The organism is Microbacterium sp. AK009 (assembly GCF_013410955.1).
Lineage (GTDB): Bacteria > Actinomycetota > Actinomycetes > Actinomycetales > Microbacteriaceae > Microbacterium.
Window position 1 is genome coordinate 631,110 of record NZ_JACCCG010000001.1, and the last position, 25,447, is coordinate 656,556.

Here is a 25,447-nt window from a genome sequence, read left to right on the forward strand (position 1 = left end):
GAGGGGCGCCGCGACCGAATCGCCGCGGAGACCGCGCCGACGGGTCAGCGTCCGCGCAGGACCGCCTGCTTCACCTCGGCGATGGCCTTGGTGACCTCGATGCCGCGGGGGCACGCCTCGGTGCAGTTGAAGGTGGTGCGGCAGCGCCACACCCCCTCCTTGTCGTTGAGGATGTCCAGACGCACATCGCCGGCGTCGTCGCGGGAGTCGAAGATGAACCGGTGCGCGTTGACGATCGCCGCGGGGCCGAAGTACTGCCCGTCGGTCCAGAACACCGGGCACGACGAGGTGCACGCCGCGCACAGGATGCACTTGGTGGTGTCGTCGAAGATCTCGCGGTTCGCGATCGACTGGATGCGCTCCTTGCCGGGCTCGGGCGTGGAGTTTGCGATGAGGAACGGCTTGATCTCTCGGTAGGAGGCGAAGAACGGCTCCATGTCGACCACGAGGTCCTTCTCCAGCGGCAGACCCTTGATGGCCTCGACGTAGATCGGCTGCGAGATGTCGAGGTCCTTGATGAGGGTCTTGCACGCCAGCCGGTTGCGACCGTTGATGCGCATGGCATCCGACCCGCAGATCCCGTGCGCGCACGACCGGCGGAAGGTCAGCGAGCCGTCGACCTCCCACTTGATCTTGTGCAGGGCATCCAGCACGCGGTCGGTGGAGTAGAGCTCCACGTCGTAGTCGACCCACCGCGGCTCGTCATCGACCTCGGGATCGAAGCGCCGGATGTTGAAGGTGACCAGGAACGACTGGATGCCGGTGTCTTCGGGCGCCTGCTCGACGCGGTCTTCCCCGTCGGCGACGCGGTCGCCTGCGGCATCCGTCCGGGTGTCGAGAACCGTCGACATCAGTACTTCCTCTCCATCGGCTGATAGCGGGTGATGACCACGGGCTTCCACCCGAGCGTGATGTGATCGTCGGCGTGGGACGACGTGGGGTCGCCCGTGAGGTAGGCCATCGTGTGCTGCATGTAGTTCTCGTCGTCGCGAGTGGGGAAGTCGTCGCGCATGTGTCCGCCGCGGCTCTCCTTGCGGTTGCGCGCGGTGACGACCACCACCTCGGCGATGTCGAGGAGGAAGCCGAGCTCGACCGCCTCGAGCAGATCGGTGTTGAACCGCTTGCCCTTGTCGTCGACGTGGATGTTCTTGTACCGCTCGCGGAGGTCGGCGATGACGTCGAGGACGTGGGCGAGCGACTCCTCGGTGCGGAACACCTGCGCCCCCTTGTCCATCTCCTCCTGCAGCTTCTTGCGCAGCACCGAGATGCGCTCGGTGCCGGCGTTGTTGCGCAGGCCCTCGATCATCTCGCGGACGGCGCGGGCCGGGTCCTCGGGAAGCGGAACGAAGTCGGCGGTCTGGGCGTACTCGACGGCGTAGCGACCGGCGCGCTTGCCGAAGACGTTGATGTCGAGCAGGGAGTTCGTCCCCAGGCGGTTCGAACCGTGCACCGACACGCACGCGCATTCGCCGGCGGCGTACAGGCCCGGCACGACGGTGTCGTTGTCGGCCAGCACCTCGGCCTTGATGTTCGTGGGAATGCCGCCCATGGCGTAGTGGGCGGTCGGCATCACCGGCACCGGCTCGACGACCGGGTCGACACCGAGGTAGGTGCGCGCGAACTCGGTGATGTCGGGGAGCTTGGTCTCCAGCACCTCGGCGCCCAGGTGCGTGCAGTCCAGGAGCACGTAATCGCGGTTCGGGCCGGCGCCGCGGCCCTCGGCGACCTCCTGCTGCATGCAGCGGCTGATGATGTCGCGGGGCGCGAGGTCTTTGATGGTGGGCGCGTAGCGCTCCATGAAGCGCTCGCCCGAGACGTTGCGGAGGATCGCGCCCTCACCGCGTGCGCCCTCGGTGAGGAGGATGCCGAGACCGGCGAGGCCGGTCGGGTGGAACTGGAAGAACTCCATGTCCTCCAGCGGGAGGCCCTTGCGCCAGACGATCCCGACACCGTCGCCGGTGAGGGTGTGCGCGTTGGAGGTCGTCTTGTAGATCTTGCCGAAGCCGCCGGTGGCGAACACCACGGCCTTGGAGTGGAAGACGTGCAGCTCACCGGTCGCGAGGTCGTAGGCGACGACGCCGGCGGTCTGGGTCTTGCCCTCGGCGTCCTTCACGGTGAGCAGGTCGAGGACGTAGAACTCGTTGAAGAAGTTGATGCCGAGCTTCACGCAGTTCTGGAACAGCGTCTGCAGGATCATGTGCCCGGTGCGGTCGGCGGCGTAGCACGCGCGGCGCACCGGGGTCTTTCCGTGGTCGGCGGTATGTCCGCCGAAGCGGCGCTGGTCGATCTTGCCGTCGGGGGTGCGATTGAAGGGCAGCCCCATGTTCTCGAGGTCGATGACGGCGTCGATGGCCTCCTTCGCCAGGATCTCGGCCGCGTCCTGGTCGACGAGGTAGTCGCCGCCCTTGACGGTGTCGAAGGTGTGCCACTCCCACGAGTCCTCTTCGACGTTGGCGAGGGCCGCGGCCATGCCGCCCTGGGCCGCGCCGGTGTGCGAGCGGGTGGGGTAGAGCTTGGAGATGACCGCGGTCTTCGCGCCCGAGCCCGCCTCGATCGCCGCCCGCATGCCCGCGCCGCCGGCGCCGACGATGACGATGTCGAACTGGTGGTAGTGGACGCCGTCGCGAACGACGCTGTCGGAGGTCTGCGTGCTCACTGGAGGGTGTCTTCCGTTCTGGTGAGGGGGCCGTGAACCGCAGCGCCGGTCAGGCGCACAGCTCCTGCAGCCAGTCGGCGCTGGTGCTGCTCAGGCCCAGGCACGGGTCGAAGGTGAACACCACGAGGGTGCCGAGGAGGATGAGGAAGGCCGCGGACGCCCAGAGGCCGTAGACCAGGACCTTGCGGGTGGTCTCGTTCGCGACGTAGTCGTTGACGATCGTGCGCATGCCGTTGGTGCCGTGGATCAGCGCGAGCCAGAGCATCGCGACATCCCACCACTGCCAGAACGGGGTGGCGAACTTGCCGGCGACGAAGGCGAAATCGATGCCGCGGATGCCCTCGCCCACCATGAGGTTGACGAAGAGGTGCCCGAAGATGAGGACGATCAGCAGCACGCCGGACGCGCGCATGTAGATCCAGCCCCACTTCTCGAGGTTGCCGCGGCGACGCTGGGTGGCGGAGCGGGGGCTCCGGGGCGGGGCGAGCAGGTCGGTGGTCATCAGTTCCCTCCGAGCTCGGCGAAGACGTTGATCAGGTGACGCGGGGTGAAGGCGAGCATCGTGACGACCCACAGGCCGAGCACGCCCCACCACAGCTGCCGCTGGTGGCGGGTGGCCCAGCTCCAGAAGTCCACGAGGATGATCCGAAGGCCGTTGTAGGCGTGGTAGGCGATCGCTCCCACGAGGGCGACCTCACCGACTCCCATGACGGGGTTCTTGTAGGTGCCGATGACCGCGTCGTACGCCTCGGGGGAGACCCGGATGAGCGCGGTGTCGAGGATGTGGACCAGGAGGAAGAAGAAGATGGCCACACCGGTGATGCGGTGCAGGACCCACGACCACATGCCCTCACGGCCGCGGTAGAGCGTTCCGCGTGGGACGGTCGAGGTGGTCTCCGAAACCGTCGGCGTGACGCGTGCTGGTGCTGACACGGTCGTCCTCCCTGGGTCGAACACGTTGCGGGGCAGGCATTGCCCCTCGCGGGACACGGGGCCCTCACGGCGTCACACGGGCGCACCGCAATCCTATGGCGGGAGGTGTTCGGGCGGCGATGAGGCGAACCTAATTGTCTCGATATCGAGACAAGGGGATGCCGCCCCCGCGGCCTCCTCGCCGGCTCGCCGCGGGCGCTGTGAGACCGGATCGGAAACACGGGCCGGATACCCTGTCGCCATGCCTGAACCCATCGCCGACTTCTACGCCGTGATCCCCGCCGGCGGTATCGGCAGCCGGCTGTGGCCGCTGTCGCGGGCCGACGCCCCCAAGTTCCTGCACGATCTCACCGGGTCGGGGCAGACGCTGCTGCGCGACACCTGGGACCGGCTCGAGCCGCTGAGCGGACCCGACCGGATCGCGGTGGTCACGGGTCGCGCCCACCGCGCCGCCGTCGAGCGGGAGCTCCCGGGGATTCCCGACAAGAACGTCTTCCTGGAGTCCGAGCCCCGCGACTCCACGGCCGCGATCGGCCTCGCCGCCGCCATCCTCGTCCGCCGCGAGCCCGACGTCATCATCGGCTCGTTCGCCGCCGATCACGTCATCCGCCCCGCTCACCTGTTCGACTGGGGAGTCCGGCAGGCGATCGCCGTCGCGCGCGAGGGCTACATCTGCACCCTCGGGATCCAGCCGACCGAGCCGTCGATCGGGTTCGGCTACATAAAGAAGAGTTCCGAGCTCATCGTCGAGGGGGCCCCCGAGGCCGCGCTCGTCGAGCGCTTCGTGGAGAAGCCCGACCTCGACACTGCGCGCGAGTACTTCGCCGACCGCTCCTACCTCTGGAACGCCGGCATGTTCATCTCGCGTGCGGACGTGCTTCTCGCCGCGATCGAGGAGAACCGTCCGGAGCTCCATGCGGGGCTGATCGAACTCGCCGAGGCGTGGGACGACCGGGAGCGCCGGGGCCCCGTCGTCGACCGGGTGTGGCCGACACTTGAGAAGATCGCCATCGACTACAGCGTCGCCGAGCCCGCGGCCGCGGCGGGGCGCCTGGCCGTCATCCCCGGTCACTTCGACTGGGACGACGTGGGCGACTTCGCCAGCCTCACCAAGCTCAACTCGCACGGACGCGGCAACGACCTGGCGATCCTGGGCGAGAACGCCCGGATCCTCGCCGACACCTCGAGCGGAATCGTGGTCTCGCAGACCCAGCGGGTCATCAGCGTCATCGGCGTCAAGGACATCGTCATCGTCGACACCGATGACGCGCTGCTGGTCACCACCAGCGAGAACGCGCAGCGGGTGAAGGGCGTCGTGGACGCCCTGAAGCTCACCGGACGCGGCGACGTCCTCTGACCGCGGCGGCCGCCCTCGCGCGGCGCCGGGGCGCGGCATCCGCCGGTTTGGTCACGCGCGTATTGCGTCTTTGTAACCTTTGGGTACGCCGGGCTCAGCACGTCTACCCGCGCGCTGTCACAGTAGGTAACTTTGTGCAGTCCCCGTGAAGGACGCGGGGCATCGATGTGGAGGCTGAGTTGACCATCTCACGCACCAAGAAGCTCGCTGGCGCCGCCGCCGCCGCGGGCCTGCTCGTGGCCCTGGCGGGCTGCGGCGCCGCACCCGAAGCAGCGCCGTCCGGAGAAGCATCCGGTGGGGGCGAGGCGACGTCCGACTTCAAGGCCTGCATGGTCTCCGACGCGGGCGGGTTCGACGACAAGTCGTTCAACCAGCTGGGTCTCGAGGGCCTGACCGCCGCGTCCGAGGACCTCGGCTTCGAGATCGCGACGACCGAGTCGCAGTCCGAGAGCGATTACGCCGCGAACCTCGACAACCTCGCCGCCGAGGGCTGCAACTTCATCGTCTCGGTCGGCTTCCTGCTGTCGGCTCCGACCGTCGAGGCCGCCCTGGCCAACCCCGAGATCGAGTACGCCATCATCGACGACTACGCCGACAACGACTTCGACGGCGAGACCGACGCCCCGAACATCAAGCCGCTCGTCTTCGACACGGCGCAGGCCGCCTTCCTCGCCGGCTACGCCTCGGCCTCGTACAGCGAGTCCGGCATCGTCGGCACCTTCGGTGGCGCCAAGATCCCGCCGGTGACCATCTTCATGGACGGTTTCCAGATGGGCGTGGAGTACTGGAACGAGCAGAAGGGCGAGGACGTCCAGGTCGTCGGCTGGGACATGGAGACCCAGGAGGGCCAGTTCACCGAGGAGTTCCTCGCGAACGACACCGCCAAGCAGGTTGCGCAGGGTCTCATCGACCAGGGCGCCGACGTGCTGCTGCCGGTCGGTGGCCCGATCTACCAGTCGGCCGCTGAGGCCATCCGCGACTCGGGCGGCAACATCGCGCTGCTCGGCGTCGACGCCGACGTCTACGAGACCGACCCGAGCGTCGCCGAACTCCTGCTGGTGTCGGTCCTCAAGGGCATGGACGTCGCCGTGAGCGAGGCTGCGACCGAGGCGGCGAACGGCGAGTTCGACCCGACCCCGTTCATCGGCACGCTCGAGAACGACGGTGTCGGCATCTCCTCGTTCCACGACTTCGAGTCGCTCGTCGACCCGGCGCTCGCGGACGAGCTGGAGGAGATCCGCGCGGGCATCATCGACGGGTCGATCGACGCCCGTTCGCCGGCATCGCCGTAACACCTCTTTCGATACACACCGGGCGGCCGGACAGATGCGTGCATCTGTCCGGCCGCCTCACGACTCCATTAGATTGGCGGCTATGACCCTCGAACTTCGGGGCATCACCAAGCGGTTCGGCGCCCTCGTGGCGAACGACCACATCGACCTGGTGGTCAAGCCCGGAGAGATCCATTGCCTGCTCGGCGAGAACGGCGCCGGCAAGTCGACTCTCATGAACGTCCTCTACGGCCTCTACACCGCCGATGAAGGTGAGATCCTCCTCGATGACGAGGTGCAGAACTTCACCGGACCCGGCGACGCGATGGCCGCGGGAATCGGCATGGTGCACCAGCACTTCATGCTCATCCCCGTCTTCACCGTCGCCGAGAATGTCATGCTCGGACACGAGGACACCCGGTTCGCCGGAGCCCTCGACCTCGACAAGGCCCGCGCCCACGTCCGCGAAGTGGCGGCACGGTTCGGCTTCCAGATCGACCCCGACGCCCTCGTCGGCGATCTCCCCGTCGGCGCCCAGCAGCGGGTGGAGATCATCAAGGCGCTGTCGCGCGACGCCAAGGTGCTCGTCTTCGACGAGCCGACGGCGGTGCTGACCCCGCAGGAGACCGACGAGCTCATGGCCATCATGCGTCAGCTGCGCGACGACGGCACCGCGATCGTCTTCATCACCCACAAGCTCCGCGAGGTCCGCGAGGTCGCCGACCGCATCACCGTCATGCGTCTCGGGAAGATCGTGGGGGAGGCCGAGCCCACCGCCACCAACGCCGACCTGGCGAACCTCATGGTCGGCCGCGCCGTCGAGCTCACCGTTCAGAAGCAGCCGGCCAGCCCTGCGCCGGGAGGTCTCGTCGTGGAGAGTCTCCGCGTGCTCGATGACCACGACCAGATCGTCGTCGACGACGTCAGCTTCGAGGTACGGCCCGGAGAGATCCTCGCGATCGCCGGCGTGCAGGGCAACGGCCAGACCGAGCTCACCGAGGCGATCATCGGACTGCAGCGGAAGGTGACCGGCTCGATCCGCCTCGACGACACGGAGCTGCTGGGCAAGTCGGTCAAGAACATCATCGACGAGGGAGTCGGGTTCGTGCCCGAGGACCGCAAGGTGGAGGGCCTGGTCGGGGAGTTCAGCGTCGCAGACAACCTCATCCTCAACCGCTCCAGCGGCGCCCCCTTCTTCTCTGCGGCAACGCTCCGTCGCGGCGTGCTGCGCGCCTTCGCCGAGGAACGGATCGCGGAGTTCGACATCCGCACGCAGGGTCCCGACCTCGCGGCGGGCCGGCTCTCCGGAGGAAACCAGCAGAAGGTCGTGCTCGCCCGCGAGCTCAGCCGCGACCTGAACCTGTTCGTCGCCTCGCAGCCGACCCGCGGCATCGACGTCGGGTCGATCGAATTCGTCCACAAGCGCATCGTCGCCACCCGTGACGCGGGGGTGCCGGTGATCGTCGTCTCCACGGAGCTCGACGAGGTCTCGGCCCTCGCTGACCGCATCGCGGTGATGTACCGCGGCAAGATCGTCGGCATCGTGCCCGGCGACGCCCCGCGCGAGACCCTCGGCCTGATGATGGCGGGCGAGATGCCCGCCGAGGCCGCGCGCGCCGAGGAGGTGACCGCATGAGCACGCTTCCTCCCGAAGGGACCGGACTCGGCCCGGGCGTCGACCCCGGCATCACGCGTACCGCACAGGGTGAACCGGCGCAGCAGACGCCGGTCGCCGAGATCCCGCCGCCCCCGCGGCAGAACCAGATCATCCGAGAGATCCTGCGCAGCAACGCCGTGGCGACGATCCTCGCCATCGTGCTGGCGATGCTCATCGGCGGCGTGCTCGTCGCATTCACAAACCCCGAGGTCCAGCGGACGTCGGGCTACTTCTTCGCTCGCCCGCAGGACACCCTCGCGGCGATCTGGGACGCCGTCGCCGGCGCCTATGCGGCGCTGTTCCGCGGCGCGATCTGGAACTACGAGGCGGAGACCTTCGTCCGCGCGATCAAGCCGATCACCGACACGCTGAACTTCGCCACGCCTCTGATCGCGGCGGGCCTCGGCGTGGGTCTGGCCTTCCGCGTCGGACTGTTCAACATCGGCGCCCGCGGCCAGATGCTCATCGGCGTCACCACCGCCGCGTTCGTCGCGACCGGGTTCAGCGCCCCGCTGTTCATCCACCTCCCGCTGACGATCGCGGCCGGCATCGTGGGCGGCATGATCTGGGGCGGCCTGGTCGGTCTCCTCAAGGCGCGCACCGGGGCGAACGAGGTGATCCTCACGATCATGCTCAACTTCGTGGCGTTCTACTTCCTCTCCTGGCTGCTGAACACCCCGGGTCTGCTGCAGCGGCCCGGTGGGTCGCAGCCCATCTCGTCGCCGACGCCGGCGTCGGCGCAGTTCCCGAGCCTGTTCGGCGCGCCGCTGACGGTGAACTGGGGATTCATCGTCGCGATCGCAGCGACGGTCTTCGTGTGGTGGCTCGTCGAGCGCTCGAGCCTCGGGTTCCGGATGCGGGCGGTCGGTGAGAACCCCTTCGCCGCTCGCGCGGCCGGGATCAACGTCGAGCGGATCATCATCTACGCCATGGCCTTCGCCGGGGGACTGGCCGGACTCGCCGGGGTCAACCAGATCTCCGGCACGATCACCAGTGGCTTCGGCAACGGCATCGACGCCGGGATCGGCTTCGACGCGATCACCGTCGCGCTGCTGGGTCGCAGCCGGGCGTGGGGCGTCTTCGCCGCCGGCATCCTGTTCGGAGCGTTGAAGGCAGGCAGCTTCACGATGCAGGTGTCGGAGGGGATCCCGGTCGACATCGTCGTGGTCGTTCAGGCGCTCATCGTGCTCTTCATCGCCGCACCGCCGCTGGTCAGGACGATCTTCTTCCTCCCGAAGGATCCCGGTGAGCTCCCCGCGAGCCGGCGCGCGCGCCGCGCCGCGAAGGCCGCGGCGAAGAACCCGTCCGCTCCCGCACGCAAGGAGGTGAACGCGTGAGCACCGACACCGTCACTCCCGCCGCCCCCGCGCAGTCCGACAGCGCCATCACCCGCCAGACCGTGCGCCAGCGGCGTTGGAAGCTCGCGATCTCGCTCGCCGTCACCACCGTCCTCATCGGCATCATGGCGTTCGCGTTCCCGCGCGACGGCATCAGCACCTATCGCCTCGGCGACCGGACGTCGACGGTCGATCTCGGTGACATCGGTCTCCCGACCTTCGCCACCGTCGCGGTATGCGTCGTTCTGCTGGTGATCATGACCGGCTACGCGGTGTGGGCCGCCTACACCTACCGGCGCCCGGGGCTCTGGCTCCCGATCGTCTTCGCATTCGTGGCCGTCTTCGCGTTCCTCACCTGGTCCGCAGCCGACGGGCTGGTCCCCGTGACCGGTCTACTCTTCGGCGCGGTCTCGCTGTCGGTGCCGCTGGTCTTCGGCGCTCTCGGCGGGGTCATCGGCGAGCGTGCGGGCGTGGTCAACGTCGCCATCGAGGCGCAGTTCCTCTTCGCGGCGTTCTCGTCGGCGATCGTCGCCTCGGTCACCGGATCGTTCCTCCTCGGACTCGTCGCGGCGATGCTGGCGGGCGCTCTCGTGGCCTCGGTGCTCGCGGCGTTCTCGATCAAGTACCTCGTCGATCAGGTGATCGTCGGTGTGGTGCTCAACGTCCTCATCACGGGTCTCACGAGCTTCCTCCACGGTGCGCTCCTGACCCCCAACTCCGAGGCGCTGAACTCCCCGCCGCGCTTCCCGCGCTGGGCGATCCCGTTCCTCTCCGACATCCCGGTCATCGGGCCCGTCGTGTTCAACCAGACGCTGATCGTCTACATCATGTACGTCGCCGTCCCGCTCGTGGCGTGGGGGCTGTACAAGACGCGCTGGGGGCTGCGCCTGCGCGCGGTCGGCGAGCATCCGCAGGCGGCCGACACCGTCGGCATCCGCGTGAATCCGACCCGCTTCTGGAACGTCCTGCTCGCCGGCGCCGTCGCCGGCATCGGCGGGGCGTACTTCACGCTCGGCTCGGTGGGGTCGTTCGACAAGGAGATGACCGGAGGCCTCGGCTTCATCGCCCTCGCCGCCGTCATCTTCGGCGGCTGGGACCCGGTGAAGGCCTCCCTGGCGGCGCTGCTGTTCGGGTTCGCCACGAACCTGCGGACGCTGCTGACCAACCTGGGATCACCGATCCCGTCGGAATTCATGGCGATGCTGCCCTACGTCGTGACGGTCCTGGCGGTGGTCGGCTTCGCCGGCCAGGTGCGCGGACCCGCGGCGGCCGGCAAGCCGTACATCAAGGGGTGAGTGTGGCACGACGATCAGGACGCGGCTGGGACGCGTCGTCCGACGACCATGACGATCAGGTCCCGGTCGACATCGACTGGGACCATTTGAGAACCGTCGCCATCGGGGCGGCATCGCGGGCCTACGCCCCGTATTCGCGCTATCGCGTCGGTGCGGCGGCGCTCGTCTCCGACGGACGCGTGGTGGCGGGGTGCAATGTCGAGAACGCCTCCTACGGCGTCACCCTGTGCGCCGAATGCGGGCTGGTGTCCGAGCTGCACATGTCCGGCGGGGGTCGGCTCGTTGCGTTCGTGTGCGTCAACGGCGAGAGCGAGACGATCATGCCGTGCGGGCGCTGCCGGCAGCTGCTGTTCGAACACGCGATCCCCGGGATGCTGCTGGAGACCGTCTCGGGCATCCGCACCATCGACGAGGTGCTGCCCGATGCCTTCGGCCCGCGCGACCTCGACGCGCGACCGGGCCGCGAGTCGGAGTCGGCGCGATGAGCGGCACCGCCGCGCCCGAGCCCTTCGACGCCGTCGACGTCATCCGCGCCAAGCGTGACGGGGGCGCCGTTCCCGAGGATGCGCTTCGCTGGATGATCGACGCCTACACCCGTGGGTTCGTCTCGGACGCGCAGATGTCGGCGTTCACGATGGCGGTGCTGCTCAACGGCATGTCGCGGGATGAGATCCGCGTGATGACCGACGCGATGATCGCCTCCGGCGAGCGAATGACCTTTCAGGGCCTCGGCAAGACCACCGTCGACAAGCACTCCACGGGCGGCGTCGGCGACAAGATCACCCTGCCGCTCGCGCCGCTCGTCGCGGCGTTCGGCGTGGCGGTTCCGCAGCTCTCGGGTCGCGGGCTCGGCCACACCGGCGGCACCCTCGACAAGCTGGAGTCGATCCCCGGATGGCGCGCCGCGCTGACGAACGATGAGCTTCACGCGCAGCTGCGCGACGTCGGAGCGGTCATCTGCGCGGCGGGTTCGGGGCTGGCGCCGGCGGACAAGCGCCTGTACGCCCTCCGGGATGTCACCGGGACCGTCGAGGCTATTCCGCTCATCGCATCGAGCATCATGTCCAAGAAGATCGCGGAGGGGACGGCCGCGCTGGTGCTGGACGTGAAGTTCGGCTCGGGAGCGTTCATGCAGGACATCGACCGGGCGCGCGAGCTGGCGCGCACGATGGTCGGACTCGGCACCGATTCGGGGGTCGCGACGACGGCGCTCCTCACCGACATGGACACGCCGCTGGGCCTTGCGATCGGCAACGCCAACGAGGTGCGCGAGTCGGTCGAGGTGCTCGCCGGCGGCGGGCCTGCCGACGTCGTGGAGCTGACGGTCGCGCTGGCGCGGGAGATGCTCGCCCTCGCCGGGCAGCCCGATGCCGACGTGGCGGCGGCCCTGCAGGACGGTCGGGCGATGGATGTCTGGCGGGCGATGATCCGCGCGCAGGACGGCGACCCCGACGCCCCGCTCCCCACGGCACGCGAGACGCACACGGTCACCGCGCCGCGCAGCGGCATCGTCGGCCGTATGGAGGCCCTGCCGTTCGGCATCGCCGCGTGGCGCCTGGGTGCGGGCCGCGCCCGCGCCGAGGACGCCGTCGTCCATGCGGCCGGCATCGACCTGCACGTCAAGCCCGGCGACCGGGTCGCCGAAGGCGCACCCGTCTTCACCCTCTCTGCCGATGACCCGGCGCGTTTCTCCCGGGCACTGGACGCCGTCGAGGGGGCGTGGGACATTGGCGAAGACGCGCCTCCCGCGTCATCCCTCGTTCGCGAACGCATCACCGCCGACTCGATCTGATTCGCCGCTCGCCCCAACCCCCGGAGGAACACGATGGCCATCGATCAGCACGGTGACGCCCAGCTGGAGGGTGTGTCTCTGCGGAGCCTGCCCAAGATCTCCCTGCACGACCACCTCGACGGCGGGCTGCGGCCCGCGACGATCGTGGAGCTCGCCGACGACGCCGATGTCGACCTCCCCGAGGACGACGCCGACGCACTGGGGGAGTGGTTCGCCGAGAAGAGCGACTCGGGGTCTCTGGTGGAGTACCTCAAGACCTTCGACGTCACGCTGTCGGTGCTGCAGACCCGCGAGGGTCTCACGCGGGTGGCACGCGAGTTCGTCGAGGACCTCGCGGCCGACGGTGTGATCTACGGCGAGGTGCGGTGGGCGCCCGAGCAGCACCTGGGCGGCGGCCTGACCCTCGACGAGGTCGTGGAGGCGGTGCAGGACGGCATCGAGGAAGGCGAGGATCTCGCCGCTGACGCGGGGCGCGACATCCGCGTCGGCCAGCTCATCACCGCCATGCGCCACACCGATCGGTCGCACGAGATCGCACGGCTCGCGGTGGAGTGGCGGGGGCGCGGCGCCGTGGGGTTCGACATCGCCGGCCCCGAGGACGGCTTCCTCCCGTCGCGGCACCGCAAGGCGTTCGACTACCTCGCAGGACAGTTCTTCCCCGTCACGGTGCATGCCGGCGAGGCGGCGGGGCTGGAGTCGATCCGGTCGGCGCTCCTCGACGGCCGGGCGTTGCGGCTGGGGCACGGCGTGCGCATCGCAGAGGATCTCGACATCGTCGAGCGCTCGGGCGAAGAGGTGCTCGTCGAATTCGGCGACCTCGCCCGGTGGGTGCGCGACCGCGAGATCCCGCTGGAGCTGTCGCCCTCGTCGAACCTGCAGACCGGGGCGATCCAGCGGTGGGGTACCGACTTCGAAGACCACCCGTTCGACCTCCTCTACCAGCTGGGTTTCGCGGTGACGGTCAACGTCGACAACCGGCTCATGAGCCGCACGTCGCTGACGCGCGAGCTCGCGCTGCTGGCCCAGGCCTTCGACTACGGGCTCGACGACCTCGAGGCGTTCCAGATGAACGCCGCTGCGGGCGCCTTCCTCCCCGTGGAGCAGCGCGAGGAGCTCATCGACCTCATCTCCGAGGGCTTCGACCGCTAGGCGAGGCCGGTCGCCTGCGTGCCGGGTGCCCAACTCCTGCAGAATCCACGGCCGCGGCCCCGAAACCCCCGTTTTCGGGCTTGTCACCCGCGATGTGCAGGAGTTAGGGACACGCGTCAAGGCGCTCGGCGTTTGAGAACGACGGTTCGGAGAGCGGTTGCTGTGGCGTCGTAGGCGTAGAGGAGATCTTCGGCCAGCGGGCGAATGGTGGTGTAGCCGAGTGATGCCGCGGCGATATCACGGCGCCGGTCGCGTCGCTGAGCGTCCCACCCCGCGTGATGAGCCTTGCTGTCGCATTCAACGATGAGCCACCCGTCCACGACGAAGTCCACCCTTCCTACGCCGGGGATATCCACTTGGATCTGAACGTCGCGGCCCAGCCCGCGAAGGAGGAGCCGCATCAGGGTCTCAGGGCCCGATTCGCTGCGGCGATCGAGGAGTCGGCGAAGATGCCGATAGCGACGGGGGAGGAGAGCGAAGATCTCGGCGATGTCGATCTCCGAAATGAATCCGAGGTGCCAGGCGCTGTCGAGCGTGGCGACTGCGTCGCGAGGCATCTGACATTTCACGGCCTGGGCGAGGGCCTCGATCAATGGCGCTGACATCGACGCTCGTGGCTGACGGGATACCCGCCAATGCGGGGTGACGGTGCGGGGTCGTGCGGGAAGTCGACTTGCGCCGAGATCGAATTGGACGTGGATCCCCGTCGACGTTCGCACGAACGCGCCCAGGAGCGAGAGCAGGGAAACGCAGTCCAGACGGCCCCCGTATCGCGCTGCCTGCTGGAGCTCGGCGCACATCGCAGAGTTGACATACCTGTCCCGTCGGACTCTGATCAGCCGGCCTTCCTGCAGCAGCCGGTCGACGCCGTGGCGACTGACCCCGCGCTCCGCCAGACCCCGCGCGCTCAGGAACGTCGCGGAGAGAATGTGCGTGGCGAAGCCGTTGTCACGTTGCATGACCTCTAGCAGAAGCGCCACGGTGCGGGTCTGGACGGCCGCGTCCCGCATCGGTGTACGGATCAGCGACCGGCGGTCTTGTGCAGGAGAGGACGCGACCTGCATAACTCCGCAGAATCTACGCTGACAGCGCCGGAATGACCCTGGTTCGGGTCTTCGCACGCCAAATGTGAGGAGTTGCGCCGCGGGTCAGCGGGGGAAGGCCGCGACGAAGGGGGCGAGGAGGCCCGCCAGCTCGGATCGCATCTCGGGCAGCGTAATCGTCGCCTCATTGTTGCCTGCCTGCGGGCCGTAGGCGCCGAAGGCGGCGTGGTTGGCGCCCTCGATCTCCGCCATCACGGCGTCCTCCGGCAGCAGCGGCCGCGCGTCGGCGATCTGCTCGGGTGTGGACAGGCCGTCGTCGCTGCCGGCGATGCTGATCACCGGCAGGTCCGACTCAGAGATGTCGCCCGCACAGTACGACGCGAAGAGCGCCAGCGCGTCGGCATCACCGACGAGCTGGCACGCCCTCACGCCGCCGAGGGAGTGGCCGCCGACGATCCACTGTTCGACTCCGGGCACGAGGTCGGTGAACGCCGACAGAGGGCGCAGGTCGAAGAAGGCGAGGTTCAGCCAGGGCTTCGTGATGACGACCGTCACCCCGTCCTCCGCCACGACGTCGGCCATGGTCGCCGCGTATGCCGCGGCCTCGACCTTCGCGCCGGGGATGTAGACGAGGCCCACCTCTCCCGGCCCGCCGGCGGGCTCGAGGATGACGGCGGTCGAGGTGTCGGTGAAGGTGACTTCGGGATTGCTCTGCACGTCCGCGAGCGGACCAGCCTCGGCCTGCATCACACCGACCTGGCTCCACACGACGAGCCCCCCGACAGCGAGAAGGAGGAGCAGAGCAAGCGATGCGAGCACCCACGCCAGCACACGCCGCCACCGGCGCCGCGGCCGGGGCGCCGTGGCACCGGACGGGTCGGCAGACCGCTCCGCTGACCTGTCGGCAGACCCCGATGACACTCCCTGAGCGTACCGCCGCCGGCCCACCGACCGACCGCCCGCGTGCCCGACCGGGCCCACCGCGCCGCGATCAGCCCGCGAGCGCCGCCTGCCGGGCGGCGACCGCATCCCGAACGCGCTCGTACAGCGGGTGCGCGGCCTCGAGCCCGGTGACGGCGGTGGTCACCGCGTCGGCGTCCTGCGTGCGCAACATGGCCTGCAGCTCGACCGCTTGCGGGTCGTCGGGATCGTCGAACGCCAGCGCCGCCCCCATCGCCGCAACGAGCGCGTCCACGGACAATCCGCGTTCTGCGGCCTCCGCCGCCGGTCCGACGAATCGCTCGTTGCGCGAGAGCTTCCGCAGCGGCTGCCGTGCCACGCGACGCACGTGATCAGGCAGGGCGGGGTTGGCGAACCGGGCGAGGATCGTCGCGCGGTACTCGGCCAATTCCTCGGGAGAGAACTCGTGCTTGGCGATGAGCACCGCCGAGGTCTCCTTCAGCGCGGCCGCCACCGCCGAGGCGATGGAAGGGTCGGCCAGCGCGTCCGCGATCCGCTCGACCCCCGCCTGCGCGCCGAAGTACGCCGTCGCCGCGTGCCCGGTGTTCACGGTGAACAGCTTCCGCTCGATGTACGGCGCGAGGTCGTCGACGAAGTGTGCGCCCGGGATCGTGGGCGGGTGGTCGCCGAAGGGATGCCGCTCGATCGCCCACTCGAAGAACGGCTCGACCGTGAGATCCACCCCGGCACCTGCGGGCTGCTCGGGCACGATCCGGTCGACCGCGGTGTTCGCGAACACCGCGCGGGCCTCCAGCGCCCCCCAGGCCTCGCCCGCGGCCTGGATCATCTCCTCGCGCAGCAGATCGGTGGCGTTGATGGCATTCTCGCAGGCCATGATCTGCAGCGGCGGCGAGGAGGGGTCGCGCAGCGCCAGCCCCGCGACCAGGTGCGGAGCGACGAAGCGCAGGATGGTCGGGCCGACCGCCGTGGTCACCACGTTCGCTCCCGCGACCTCCTCGATGACCTCGTCGGGGTGCTCGGCGCTGTTGATCGCGCGGAACCCGCTGACGACGTGATCGCGGCCGCCCTCCCCGACCTCGTGCACGGTGTACTCCGATACGTCGTTGATGGCGTCGACGAGCGCCCCCGCGACATCCGAGAACACCACGTCGTAGCCGCCCTCGTGCAGCAGCAGGCCGACGAAGCCCCGCCCGATGTTGCCGGCGCCGAAGTGAACCGCCTTCATTCCACGCCCGCCGCGACGGCGTCGTACAGCTCCTGCGCGGTCGACGTCGTCTTCAGCCGTGCCACGTCATCCTCCTCGGAGAACAGCAGCGCGATCCGCGAGAGGATCTCGAGGTGCTCGTCGCCCTTGCCGGCGATGCCGATGACGAACGTGACCTGCTCGCCGCCCCAGTCGACGCCGCCGTCGTAGCGGACGACCGACAGACCGGACTCGAGGATGGTGTCCTTGGTCTCGTTCGTCCCGTGCGGGATGGCCAGCTCGTTGCCCATGTAGGTCGAGACGGTCTGCTCGCGCTGCTGCATCGCGTCGAAGTAGGCGCCGGTGACGGCGCCGACCGACTCGAGGATCTCGGCGGCTTCGCGCATCGCCTCCTCGCGCGTCGCGCTGCCGGCGTGGATGCGGACCTGCCCCGGGGTGAGGACCTCACGTGCCATGATTTCGCCTTTCGGTCGTGTCGTCGTGCGTCGTTGTCGCAGGTGGTGATGACGGATGCCGGGAGCTGCGCGTCCACGCGTCGGCCCCCGGCATCCTGGTTCGGCAGATGCTTACGCACCATCCTTGTGCTGATCGCGCACCAATTCCACGACCTCGTCGTAACGGGGCGAGTTCATGAAGTTGTCCACCGACACGTGGATCGCGTTCGGCGTCTGGCGGCGCGCGCGATCGGTGAGCTGGTTCTGCGTGATCACCAGGTCGGCGGACTCATCGAGCGCAGCGACGGCCTTGTTGACCACCGTCACGTCCTCGATACCGGCCTTCTTGATCTTGTTGCGCAGGACGCTGGCGCCCATGGCCGAGGAACCCATGCCGGCGTCGCAGGCGAAGACGATGCTCTTCACCTCGCGCTCGGTCATGACCGCCGGCTCCACGCCGCCGCCTGCCTGGGTGGCCGCGCCGCCGCGCAGGTTCGACAGCGCGTCGGAGGACTTGCCCTTGGCCGCCTCGGTCTGGGTGATCGCCGCGCCGAAGGCGTCGTCGGTCGCCGCGAGGGCCTCGAGGTCGCGCTTGCGCGAGGCCCGGAGGATGACCGCGGCGATGAGGAACGTCACGCCCGCCGACAGGATGACCGAGAGGATGACCGCGAAGTAGGCGCCGTTCGCGGTCTGCAGCATCACGGCGATGATGCTTCCGGGAGCCGCCGGCGCGCGAAGCGCGCCGCCGAGAAGCATGTTGGTGGTGACACCGGTCATGCCGCCGGCGATCAGGGCGAGGATGACGGCCGGCTTCATCAGCGCGTAGGGGAAGTACACCTCGTGGATGCCGCCGAAGAACTGGATGACCGCGGCACCCGGCGCCGAGGCGCGGGCAGCGCCGAGTCCGAAGATCGCGAACGCCAGCAGGAGGCCGAGACCCGGTCCGGGGTTGGCCTCGAGGAGGAACAGGATCGACGCGCCCTGCTCGTCGGCCTGCTGGATGCCGAGCGGGGTCAGCACCCCGTGGTTGATGGCGTTGTTCAGAAAGAGCACCTTCGCCGGTTCGATGATGATGCTCGTCAGCGGCAGGAGGTTCGCCTCGACGAGGAAGTCCACGGCGTTGCTGAGGGTGGTCATCAGGCCGTTCACCAGCCACGCGATGGGGTAGAACCCGACGACGGCCATCACGAAGCCCCAGATGCCGGCCGAGAACATGTTCACGAGCATCTCGAAGCCGGCGCGGATCTTGCCGTCCCACAGGCTGTCGAGCCACTTCATCGTGTACGCCGCCAGCGGCGCCATGATCATCGCGCCGATGAACATGTGCACCTCGCCGAGCTGGTTGTCGGCGGGGAGGGTCGCGTTGATGTCGGCGATCAGCTTGTCCGACCCGGCGATGGCCCCCATGACGGCGATCGAGGCGACCACGCCGCCGCGCACGCCGTAGACGATCGTGCCGCCGGTGTAGGCGATGATGATCGGCAGCAGGTAGTGGATGAAGGGGCCGACGATCGTCGCGAGGTCGGCGTTGGGCGTCCATCCGACCTCGATGAAGAACGCGGTGAAGATGCCCCATGCGATGAGCGCGGGGATGTTCGGCATGATCATGCCGGACAGGAACGTTCCGAAACGCTGAACGCCGACTCGCACTCCTCCCGGCTTCTTGGCCGGGGCAGACGTCGTTGTCATTGCTGTGTCTCCTTCGTTGTGGTCGCGGCCCCGCGTTCGGTGGCGAGGAGGGCCGCATCTCGGGCTGCCGCGGCACTGTCCGCGGCGAGGGAAGCCTCGGCGATCGCGCGTGCGTCGTCGAGGGTGTACTGCAGGAGGGTGGCGCGCACGTCGGCGAGGGCGCTCGGCGCCATCGACAGGCTCGTCGCACCGAGCCCCACCAGCACGACCGCCAGCAGGGGGTCGGCGGCGGCTTCGCCGCAGATCCCCACGGGCTTGCCGTGGGCGCGTCCGGCATCGCCCACCTCGCGGATGAGGCGGAGGACCGACGGATGCCACGGGTCCTGGAATCCCGCGACCGAACCGAGCAGCCGGTCGGCGGCGAGGGTGTACTGGGTCAGGTCGTTCGTGCCGATCGAGGCGAAGTCGGCGTGGGCGAGGATGCGGTCGGCGAGGAGCGCCGAGGAGGGCACCTCCACCATGACGCCTGCGGTGCGGATGCCGTACTCCTTCGCCAGCGCCGTGAAGTACGTCGTCTCCTCGACGGTGGCGACCATCGGCGCCATGACCCACAGATCGGCCGGGCCCTCGGGGGATCGCCGCGTCGCGGCATCCGCTTCCGCCAGGGCCGTGAGCTGCTCGCGCAGGATGTCCTCGCTCGCGCGGAGCGCCCGCAGGCCGCGGAGCCCGAGCGCCGGGTTCTCCTCGTGCGCGTCGTTGAGGAACGGCAGGGGCTTGTCGGCGCCGGCGTCGAGCACGCGGACCACGACCTTCTTCCCGGGGAACGCCCGCAGCAGCTGTTCGTAGCTGGCGCGCTGCTGCTCGACCGTCGGCGCCGAGGAGGCGCTGAGGAAGAGGAACTCGGTGCGGAACAGGCCCACGCCCTCGGCGCCGAGGGCGACCGCCTCGGCGGCGCCGTCGGGTTTGCCGAGATTCGCCAGGAGCGGCACGGGTGTACCGTCGGCCAGGGCGCCGTTGGTGATCGGTGCCGACGCGGCGTTCGTCCGGGCATCGGCCCGCACGCGCGCCCGCTGGAGCTCGTCGTCGGTGGGGTCGGCGGTGACCACGCCGGCGGCGGCGTCGACGATCACGCTCTGCCCCTCGGCGAGCGCGGCGGCGCCGGCGGCGCCGACGACCGCGACGATCCCCTTCTCTCGGGCGAGGATGGCGGTGTGCGAGGTGGGTCCACCCTCGGTGGTCACGAGGGCGAGCACCTGGTCGAGATCCAGCAGCGCGGTGTCGGCGGGGGCGAGGTCCTTCGCGACGAGGACGAACGGATGCCCTGGCTCGGGCACGCCCGGAGCTGCGACGCCCCGCAGACGAGCGATGACGCGCTGCGCGACGTCGTCGAGGTCGGCTGCCCGCTCGCCGAGATAACCGCCGACGGCGGTGAGCTGATCGCGGAACGCGGCGAACGCCTCGAACACCGCGCGCTCGCCCGTCTTGCCCTCGGCCAGCCGGGCGCCGATCTCGTCGGACAGGGTCGGGTCTTCGGCCATCATCGCCTGCGCCTCGAGCACGTCCTGTGCGGCGCCGCCGGCCTGCTCGGCGCGCTCCTCCAGCTCACGGGCGACCGCGGCGACAGCCTCATCGACGCGCGCGCGCTCGGCGGCCTCGCCGATCGTGCTCGGCTCGTCGGTGGGGGCGGGAAGGGGCTCGGCCATGCGGGCCACCGGGCCCTGGGCGACGCCCAGCCCGATCCCGACCCCGCGGATCTCGGTGCGTGCCACGGTGCTCACGCCGCGTCGTGGTCGGTGGTGAGCAGCTCGCTCAGCGAATCGAGCACGCTCTCGGCGTTGTCTCCGTCGGCGGTGAGCGTGACGTAGTCGCCCTGGTCGACGCCCAGCGAGATGACGCCGAGGATGCTCGCGGCGTTCACCGGCTCGCCCGAGCCCTTGGCCACCGTGATGGGGATGCCGGCCTCCTTCGCCGCCTGTGCGAAGAGCTTGGCGGGGCGGGCGTGCAGCCCGTGCGACGATCCGATGCGCACCGTGCGGGTCAGGGGGGCCATGGGGTTTCCTCTCCTCGTTTTTCGTGAGCCGACTCGTAGGGAGTCAGGTGTGCGCGGGGTCTTCGGCCCCGGCATCCGTCGAGACGCCCGACGCTGTGACGTCCGACGCGGTGACGTCCGACGCGGTGACGGCGACCGCGCGACGGACCAGGTCCAGCGTGCGGGTGCCGTCGAGGTCGGCGAAGATGTCGTCGGGCAGCAGAACCACCGTCGTCATCCGCGCGCCCGCCGCCTGCTCGATGCGCGGGAGCGCATCGGCCAGGTGCGGACCGACGAGGATCACGTCGCCGGCATCGAGGTCGATCGGGAACGACTGCTCGGTCCCGGCGATGGCGGTCCAGGGCAGTCCCGCATCCTGTGCGGCGCGACGCACACGCTGCGCCACGAAGGTGCTGGACGCACCCGCTCCACACACGACAAGGATCCGCATCGATCCGCCCTCCTCGTGAGCGATTCTTGTGAAGGCGCTGAGTGCCGACAAGTCACGCATTCTTCCGCCCGGGCGGAAACCCCTGCCTGCCGCCCCGGCCTGGCGGACCCAGGCGTGGTTGACTGGTGCTCGATCCGGACCGCGGCACGGCGGCCCGGCGGAGGGGTGGCTGTGACCAGAGCCAGGCAGGATCGCCTGCTGACGCTGCTGCTGCGGGACGGCACCTGGGCGACGGCGGCGACGCTGGCCGACGCGCTCGGGGTCACGCCCCGCAGCATCCGGTCGTACGTCACCTCCATCAACGCCCGCATCGCCCCCGGCATCGCGATCGAATCGGGTCCGCTCGGCTACCGGGCAGGACCCGAGGGTGCCGCGGCCCTGCGGGCGGGCGGGGGGACGGATGCCGGGACGCCGCGCGATCGCCTGCACACCGTCATCCGGGGCCTGCTCGACACCGACGCCGGGATCGACCTGTTCGACACCGCGATGCAGCTGCACGTCAGCCCCGCCACGCTCGAGGCCGACCTCGCCCGGGTGCGGGGTCTTCTCAGCGGCACCGAACTCACGCTGGAGCGCTCGGCGTCGACGGCGCGACTGCGCGGGGGTGAGATGGCCCGGCGGCGCCTGCTGAGCAGGCTCGCGCACGACGAGATGGACGCCGGGGCCTTCGACCTCGGCGCCCTGCGGCGGAGCCTCGCCGGCACCGCGGTCGACGCCGACGCGTTCGGCGCGTTCAAGTCCGACCTCGTGACCGAGCTCGGGGGCCTCGGGTACTACGTCAACGAGCTCGGCATCGCCGACGTCGTCATGCACATCGCCATCGCCGCCGACCGGGTCGCCCACCGGCATCCGCTCTCTCATGATCCTGCGGCGGGCGAGGTCGCCGGTGCCGACGTCGCGGCCGTGATCGAGCGCCTCGTGCAGCAGCACTTCGGTGTGCGGCTGGGAGAGGGCGACGTGCAGCACCTCGCGGCGCTCGTGCTCACCCGCGTCATCGCGCCCGGCGGCGAGGCCGTGCAGACGCGGGCGCGGCCGTCGCTGGACCCGCAGGTCGAGGCGGCGGTGCGGACGGCGGTGGGGAGGGCGGCGCGGGAGTTCCTCGTCGACATCGACGACGAGGACTTCATCACCCGGCTGGCGCTGCATGTGCAGAACCTGCGGCACCGCGCACAGGACCAGGCGTGGTCGCGGAATCCGCTCACCCGGTCGCTGAAGTCGACGTACCCGATGATCTTCGAGCTCGCCGTCTACATCGCCGGCGAGCTCGACGCCGAGCTCGGCTTCCCCCTCCCCGACGACGAGATCGCCTACATCGCGATGCACGTCGGAGGCCGACTCGAGCGGAGCCGCCAGAACGCACAGCTGCTCACCGCGACGATCGTCTGCCCGGGGTACTACGAGCTGCACGAGCTCCTCCGATCGAGCGTGGACCGTTCGCTCGGCCAGGCGATCGAGGTCGTCGGCGTCGAGACGCGGGTCGACCCCGACTGGGAGAACCTGGGCACCGACCTCGTGCTCACGACGATCGACGCGCCGGTGGCGGGGGAGCGGATCGTTCGGATCCAGCCGTTCCTCACCGACGCCGACGTCGAGCGTGTGCAGGCCGCGGCGGGCCGGGTGCGGCGCGCACGACGCCTGGCGCGGCTGCGCACCGAGCTCGAGCGGTACTTCCCCGCCGACGCCTTCGTGCGTGGGCTCGAAGTCGACGGCACCGGCGAGGAGGGGGTCATCCGCCGTCTCGGCGGCATGCTCGTCGCGCAGGGCGTCATCGACGACGACTACGTCGAGCGGTCGATCCAGCGGGAGCGGATGTCGTCGACGGCGTTCACCGATGCGCTCGCCGTGCCGCACGCGATCGGGATGACCGCGACGCGCACCGCCATCGCGGTCGGGGTCGCCGAGGGGTCGATTCCCTGGGGGGACTCGCGGGTGCAGGTCGTGGCTCTCGTGGCCTTCTCCGAGGAGGACCGCGAGGCCTTCCAGACGGTGTTCGAGCAGCTGGTCGAGGTCTTCTCCGAGCGGGAGAGTGTGTCGCGGATCGTCCGGCGGGGCACCGACTTCCCTGCGTTCCTCGACGAGCTCGTGGCGGTCATCGACGGCTAGGGACTCCCGCGGGCCCGCCGGTCCGCCCGTCGGCGTGCCGGCCTGCCCGCCGGCGCCCGCCCGCCCCGGGGCACCTTCCGGGTTCCTTCCCGGATTTTTGGGGCGGATTTCTCCGTTTGGGGCGCGACGTTTCCGCCCCGAACGGAACGGGGCGCCCCGAGCGCTCCGCGTCCGTCTCCGCACGCCCCCGCCTCGCCTTTCCCCAAGGTTTGGGGCGGATTCCTCCGTTTGGGGCGCGACGTTTCCGCCCCGAACGGAATGACCCGCCCCGATCGGCGAGACGAACCCGCCCCGATCGGCGAGACGAGGTCGCCCGGGTCGGCGAGACTAGGCCGCCCGGGCCGGCGAGATGAGGTCGCCCCGGTTCGTCACCGCGGAGGGGAGATCCCGAACTGCGCGAAGCGCCGGCCCAAGTCGCGCGCCGTGCCGATGTGCGGCCACCCGTACCGGACGAAGCGACTCTGCGTCACACCGCGCACAAGGTCCTCGCGCTGCTTCTCCGTGTCGAGGATGTCAGCGGCGGAGCGTCCACGCGTGAGCGAACCGTCCACATACTTGATCGTGCCGTCGAACTCGGTGAGCGCGTCGACCTCGGGAAGTCCGATGTCCACGTAAAAGCGGCCCCTCGCGGTGAGGATGGGAACCTGCAGGATGAACTGACTGAACCCCAGCTCCCGCATGCGCACGCGGCCCACACTCTCGCCCGGCAGCTGGGCTCTTCCGTCCGCGAAGCCCAAGACACGCTCGGCGCGCCACGCGCCGTGGGCGGACTGTCGTGCAATCGCAAGGCACGATTCTTTGAAGGCCGCCGCGGCGTCGATGTCATAGCTGCCCGGTCCCGTGACGAAGCGGAGTCTCAGCGCGGCGTCCGCGATGGTCACCGCGCGGTCGAACGCCAGAGTGCGCGCCGAGTCGGCCACAGTGCGTTCGAGGGACGTGCACAGCACCGCGCAGCGCTCAACGACGTCGGTATCGGCGATATCGCCGCGGTGACGGACGACGCCGAGCGGCGATCCGGGCCTGTGCTCCGGACTAATGACGTGCACGCGGTCGGTGGCAGGAAGATACAGGCCGAGACCATGGAGGGCAGCGGCCGTTTCGCCACTGAAGAGCGGACGACTGCGAGAGGAGCGGTCAAGCGCTGTTGCGAGCGTCACGACCCGGCATTCCGGCGTGGCAGATCGCCACGCCTCATCCTGGACGAAGAGACCCGGGCGAACCTTCACGCACCGCCCCTCCCGCAACATCCGGTCCAAAGCATGGCGGGAGACGCCGGACTCCCGCAGTTCGGGCCAGGAACGGATGTCCAGAGGCGACGGCACCGTTGAAGTCTTCGCGGTCGCGGCGCCTGGCGCGGTTCTCGGCGCCCACTCGTGGACAACTCGCACCGCACCCGTGGTTGTGCAGGAGAGGTGTGTCGCCCTGAGCTCCCGGCACCGTGCCCGTTCGGGGCGGGTGCGTCCGTTCGGGGCGAAATCGACGCGCCCCGAACGAAAAGATCCGCCCCAAACCCGGCCGGACCCGGCAGAGACGGAGCAGGGCGCGCCGTGGCGGAGCGGGCGCAGCGGCGAGGCCTGGGTCAGCCGCGGCGCAGCCGCGCCTGCAGGCCCAGCCGTGCGGCCGGCCACTCGTGCGGGAGGATCGAGTACACCGCGGTGTCGCGCAGCGACCCGTCGGGGCCGAGGCGGTGGTTGCGCAGGATCCCGTCGAGTTTTGCGCCGAGCCGTTCGATCGCTGCGCGCGACTGCCGGTTGTGGAAGTGGGTGCGGAACTCCACGGCGATCGCGTCGCACGCCTCGAAGGCGTGCCCGAGCAGGAGCAGCTTCGCGGCCGTGTTCACCGCCGTGCGCTGCGCCGCAAGGCCCAGCCAGGTGTAGCCGATCTCCACGTGTCGGTTGGCCTGATCGATGTTGCAGAAGGTGGTCATGCCGACGGCCACGCCGATGTCGGCGCGAAGGATCGCCCAGGGGTTCATCTCTCCGCGATCGCGCCACGCCACCCGCTGTGCGATCTCGGCGTCCACGCCCGACGGGGAGGGGACGGAGGTATACCACGCATGCTCCAGGCCCTCGGCGGCGCGACGCAGATCGGCGGCGTGCTCCATCGCCAGGGGCTCGAGTCGAACGTGAGGGCCTTCGAGGACGACGGAGTCGGTCAGCAGCACGCCCGTCAGCCTACGCGCGCGC

The 25,447-nt window shown here is 69.7% G+C and carries 23 protein-coding genes; 9 read left to right on the top strand and 14 right to left on the bottom strand.

Annotated features, from left to right (window positions below):
- Positions 1-44 precede the first annotated feature (44 nt).
- From HDC37_RS03010 to sdhC, 4 genes are read right to left on the bottom strand one after another with little or no spacing between them, the layout of a single operon-like run.
- Positions 45-851, bottom strand: a complete 807-nt coding sequence (locus tag HDC37_RS03010; RefSeq protein ID WP_235014665.1) for a succinate dehydrogenase iron-sulfur subunit — start codon at positions 849-851, stop codon at positions 45-47.
- Complete coding sequence (gene sdhA, locus HDC37_RS03015) at positions 851-2,656, bottom strand: succinate dehydrogenase flavoprotein subunit (protein ID WP_179558883.1); 1,806 nt, start codon at positions 2,654-2,656, stop codon at positions 851-853. The genes HDC37_RS03010 and sdhA overlap by 1 nt, the downstream gene beginning before the upstream one ends.
- Positions 2,657-2,705: 49 nt before the next feature.
- Positions 2,706-3,158 carry a succinate dehydrogenase hydrophobic membrane anchor subunit gene (locus HDC37_RS03020; RefSeq protein ID WP_179558884.1) on the bottom strand — a complete coding sequence of 151 codons (453 nt, stop codon included), beginning with the start codon at positions 3,156-3,158 and terminating at the stop codon, positions 2,706-2,708.
- Entirely contained in the window at positions 3,158-3,589 is a 432-nt protein-coding gene (gene sdhC / locus HDC37_RS03025; protein ID WP_141937552.1) for a succinate dehydrogenase, cytochrome b556 subunit, read from the bottom strand. Before sdhC ends, HDC37_RS03020 begins: the two co-directional genes overlap by 1 nt.
- A 241-nt stretch (positions 3,590-3,830) precedes the next feature.
- On the opposite strand from sdhC, the gene HDC37_RS03030 reads away from it, so the two are divergent.
- The 8 genes from HDC37_RS03030 (at position 3,831) to HDC37_RS03065 (ending at position 13,447) form a co-directional block, all read left to right on the top strand.
- On the top strand, positions 3,831-4,946 hold the full coding sequence (locus HDC37_RS03030; RefSeq protein WP_179558885.1) for a mannose-1-phosphate guanylyltransferase: 1,116 nt from the start codon (positions 3,831-3,833) through the stop codon (positions 4,944-4,946).
- 179 nt (positions 4,947-5,125) lie between these two features.
- On the top strand, positions 5,126-6,238 hold the full coding sequence (locus HDC37_RS03035) for a BMP family protein (RefSeq protein WP_179558886.1): 1,113 nt from the start codon (positions 5,126-5,128) through the stop codon (positions 6,236-6,238).
- An 82-nt stretch (positions 6,239-6,320) separates the two neighbouring features.
- Positions 6,321-7,853 (top strand): ABC transporter ATP-binding protein, encoded by a 1,533-nt coding sequence (locus HDC37_RS03040; RefSeq protein ID WP_179558887.1) that lies wholly within the window; start codon positions 6,321-6,323, stop codon positions 7,851-7,853.
- Positions 7,850-9,211 (top strand): ABC transporter permease, encoded by a 1,362-nt coding sequence (locus tag HDC37_RS03045; protein WP_179558888.1) that lies wholly within the window; start codon positions 7,850-7,852, stop codon positions 9,209-9,211. Before HDC37_RS03040 ends, HDC37_RS03045 begins: the two co-directional genes overlap by 4 nt.
- The gene (locus HDC37_RS03050; RefSeq protein ID WP_374939124.1) at positions 9,208-10,506 is read left to right on the top strand and encodes an ABC transporter permease; all 1,299 of its coding nucleotides are present in this window, start codon (positions 9,208-9,210) and stop codon (positions 10,504-10,506) included. The genes HDC37_RS03045 and HDC37_RS03050 overlap by 4 nt, the downstream gene beginning before the upstream one ends.
- A 71-nt stretch (positions 10,507-10,577) precedes the next feature.
- Positions 10,578-10,991, top strand: coding sequence for a cytidine deaminase (locus tag HDC37_RS03055; protein ID WP_308472081.1), 414 nt, complete (start codon positions 10,578-10,580; stop codon positions 10,989-10,991).
- On the top strand, positions 10,988-12,298 hold the full coding sequence (locus tag HDC37_RS03060; protein WP_179558890.1) for a thymidine phosphorylase: 1,311 nt from the start codon (positions 10,988-10,990) through the stop codon (positions 12,296-12,298). Before HDC37_RS03055 ends, HDC37_RS03060 begins: the two co-directional genes overlap by 4 nt.
- A gap of 33 nt (positions 12,299-12,331) precedes the next feature.
- Complete coding sequence (locus tag HDC37_RS03065; protein WP_179558891.1) at positions 12,332-13,447, top strand: adenosine deaminase; 1,116 nt, start codon at positions 12,332-12,334, stop codon at positions 13,445-13,447.
- A 116-nt stretch (positions 13,448-13,563) separates the two neighbouring features.
- Here HDC37_RS03065 and HDC37_RS03070 read toward each other — a convergent pair whose 3' ends face one another.
- The 8 genes from HDC37_RS03070 to HDC37_RS03100 form a co-directional block, all read right to left on the bottom strand.
- Complete coding sequence (locus HDC37_RS03070) at positions 13,564-14,004, bottom strand: DUF559 domain-containing protein (protein WP_179558892.1); 441 nt, start codon at positions 14,002-14,004, stop codon at positions 13,564-13,566.
- 591 nt (positions 14,005-14,595) lie between these two features.
- Complete coding sequence (locus HDC37_RS03075) at positions 14,596-15,411, bottom strand: alpha/beta hydrolase (protein WP_308472064.1); 816 nt, start codon at positions 15,409-15,411, stop codon at positions 14,596-14,598.
- Between the two features lie 70 nt (positions 15,412-15,481).
- Positions 15,482-16,636 carry a mannitol-1-phosphate 5-dehydrogenase gene (locus HDC37_RS03080; RefSeq protein WP_179558894.1) on the bottom strand — a complete coding sequence of 385 codons (1,155 nt, stop codon included), beginning with the start codon at positions 16,634-16,636 and terminating at the stop codon, positions 15,482-15,484.
- Complete coding sequence (locus HDC37_RS17040; protein WP_257021239.1) at positions 16,633-17,070, bottom strand: PTS sugar transporter subunit IIA; 438 nt, start codon at positions 17,068-17,070, stop codon at positions 16,633-16,635. Before HDC37_RS17040 ends, HDC37_RS03080 begins: the two co-directional genes overlap by 4 nt.
- Before the next feature lie 111 nt (positions 17,071-17,181).
- Positions 17,182-18,738, bottom strand: a complete 1,557-nt coding sequence (locus HDC37_RS03085) for a PTS mannitol transporter subunit IICB (RefSeq protein WP_257021240.1) — start codon at positions 18,736-18,738, stop codon at positions 17,182-17,184.
- Complete coding sequence (gene ptsP, locus HDC37_RS03090; RefSeq protein ID WP_374939130.1) at positions 18,735-20,381, bottom strand: phosphoenolpyruvate--protein phosphotransferase; 1,647 nt, start codon at positions 20,379-20,381, stop codon at positions 18,735-18,737. Before ptsP ends, HDC37_RS03085 begins: the two co-directional genes overlap by 4 nt.
- A gap of 71 nt (positions 20,382-20,452) precedes the next feature.
- On the bottom strand, positions 20,453-20,728 hold the full coding sequence (locus tag HDC37_RS03095; RefSeq protein ID WP_179558896.1) for an HPr family phosphocarrier protein: 276 nt from the start codon (positions 20,726-20,728) through the stop codon (positions 20,453-20,455).
- 43 nt (positions 20,729-20,771) lie between these two features.
- Positions 20,772-21,209 (bottom strand): PTS sugar transporter subunit IIB, encoded by a 438-nt coding sequence (locus HDC37_RS03100; RefSeq protein ID WP_306457530.1) that lies wholly within the window; start codon positions 21,207-21,209, stop codon positions 20,772-20,774.
- A gap of 120 nt (positions 21,210-21,329) precedes the next feature.
- Between HDC37_RS03100 and HDC37_RS03105 the strand changes: the two genes are divergently transcribed.
- Positions 21,330-23,261, top strand: a complete 1,932-nt coding sequence (locus HDC37_RS03105; RefSeq protein ID WP_179558897.1) for a transcription antiterminator — start codon at positions 21,330-21,332, stop codon at positions 23,259-23,261.
- A gap of 368 nt (positions 23,262-23,629) precedes the next feature.
- On the opposite strand, the gene HDC37_RS03110 is transcribed toward HDC37_RS03105, so the two are convergent.
- On the bottom strand, positions 23,630-24,889 hold the full coding sequence (locus tag HDC37_RS03110; RefSeq protein ID WP_179558898.1) for a hypothetical protein: 1,260 nt from the start codon (positions 24,887-24,889) through the stop codon (positions 23,630-23,632).
- Positions 24,841-25,425, bottom strand: a complete 585-nt coding sequence (locus HDC37_RS03115) for a GNAT family protein (protein WP_308472065.1) — start codon at positions 25,423-25,425, stop codon at positions 24,841-24,843. The genes HDC37_RS03110 and HDC37_RS03115 overlap by 49 nt, the downstream gene beginning before the upstream one ends.
- Between the last annotated feature and the right edge of the window lie 22 nt (positions 25,426-25,447).

Bases quoted from the DNA above. Each gene is read 5' to 3' on its own strand.
- HDC37_RS03010 (WP_235014665.1), bottom strand. From the start codon at position 851: ATGTCGACGGTTCTCGACACCCGGACGGATGCCGCAGGCGACCGCGTC.
- HDC37_RS03020 (WP_179558884.1), bottom strand. From the start codon at position 3,158: ATGACCACCGACCTGCTCGCCCCGCCCCGGAGCCCCCGCTCCGCCACC.
- HDC37_RS03030 (WP_179558885.1), top strand. From the start codon at position 3,831: ATGCCTGAACCCATCGCCGACTTCTACGCCGTGATCCCCGCCGGCGGT.
- HDC37_RS03040 (WP_179558887.1), top strand. From the start codon at position 6,321: ATGACCCTCGAACTTCGGGGCATCACCAAGCGGTTCGGCGCCCTCGTG.
- HDC37_RS03045 (WP_179558888.1), top strand. From the start codon at position 7,850: ATGAGCACGCTTCCTCCCGAAGGGACCGGACTCGGCCCGGGCGTCGAC.
- HDC37_RS03060 (WP_179558890.1), top strand. From the start codon at position 10,988: ATGAGCGGCACCGCCGCGCCCGAGCCCTTCGACGCCGTCGACGTCATC.
- HDC37_RS03065 (WP_179558891.1), top strand. From the start codon at position 12,332: ATGGCCATCGATCAGCACGGTGACGCCCAGCTGGAGGGTGTGTCTCTG.
- HDC37_RS03070 (WP_179558892.1), bottom strand. From the start codon at position 14,004: ATGCCTCGCGACGCAGTCGCCACGCTCGACAGCGCCTGGCACCTCGGA.
- HDC37_RS03080 (WP_179558894.1), bottom strand. From the start codon at position 16,636: ATGAAGGCGGTTCACTTCGGCGCCGGCAACATCGGGCGGGGCTTCGTC.
- HDC37_RS17040 (WP_257021239.1), bottom strand. From the start codon at position 17,070: ATGGCACGTGAGGTCCTCACCCCGGGGCAGGTCCGCATCCACGCCGGC.
- HDC37_RS03085 (WP_257021240.1), bottom strand. From the start codon at position 18,738: ATGACAACGACGTCTGCCCCGGCCAAGAAGCCGGGAGGAGTGCGAGTC.
- ptsP (WP_374939130.1), bottom strand. From the start codon at position 20,381: ATGGCCGAGCCCCTTCCCGCCCCCACCGACGAGCCGAGCACGATCGGC.
- HDC37_RS03095 (WP_179558896.1), bottom strand. From the start codon at position 20,728: ATGGCCCCCCTGACCCGCACGGTGCGCATCGGATCGTCGCACGGGCTG.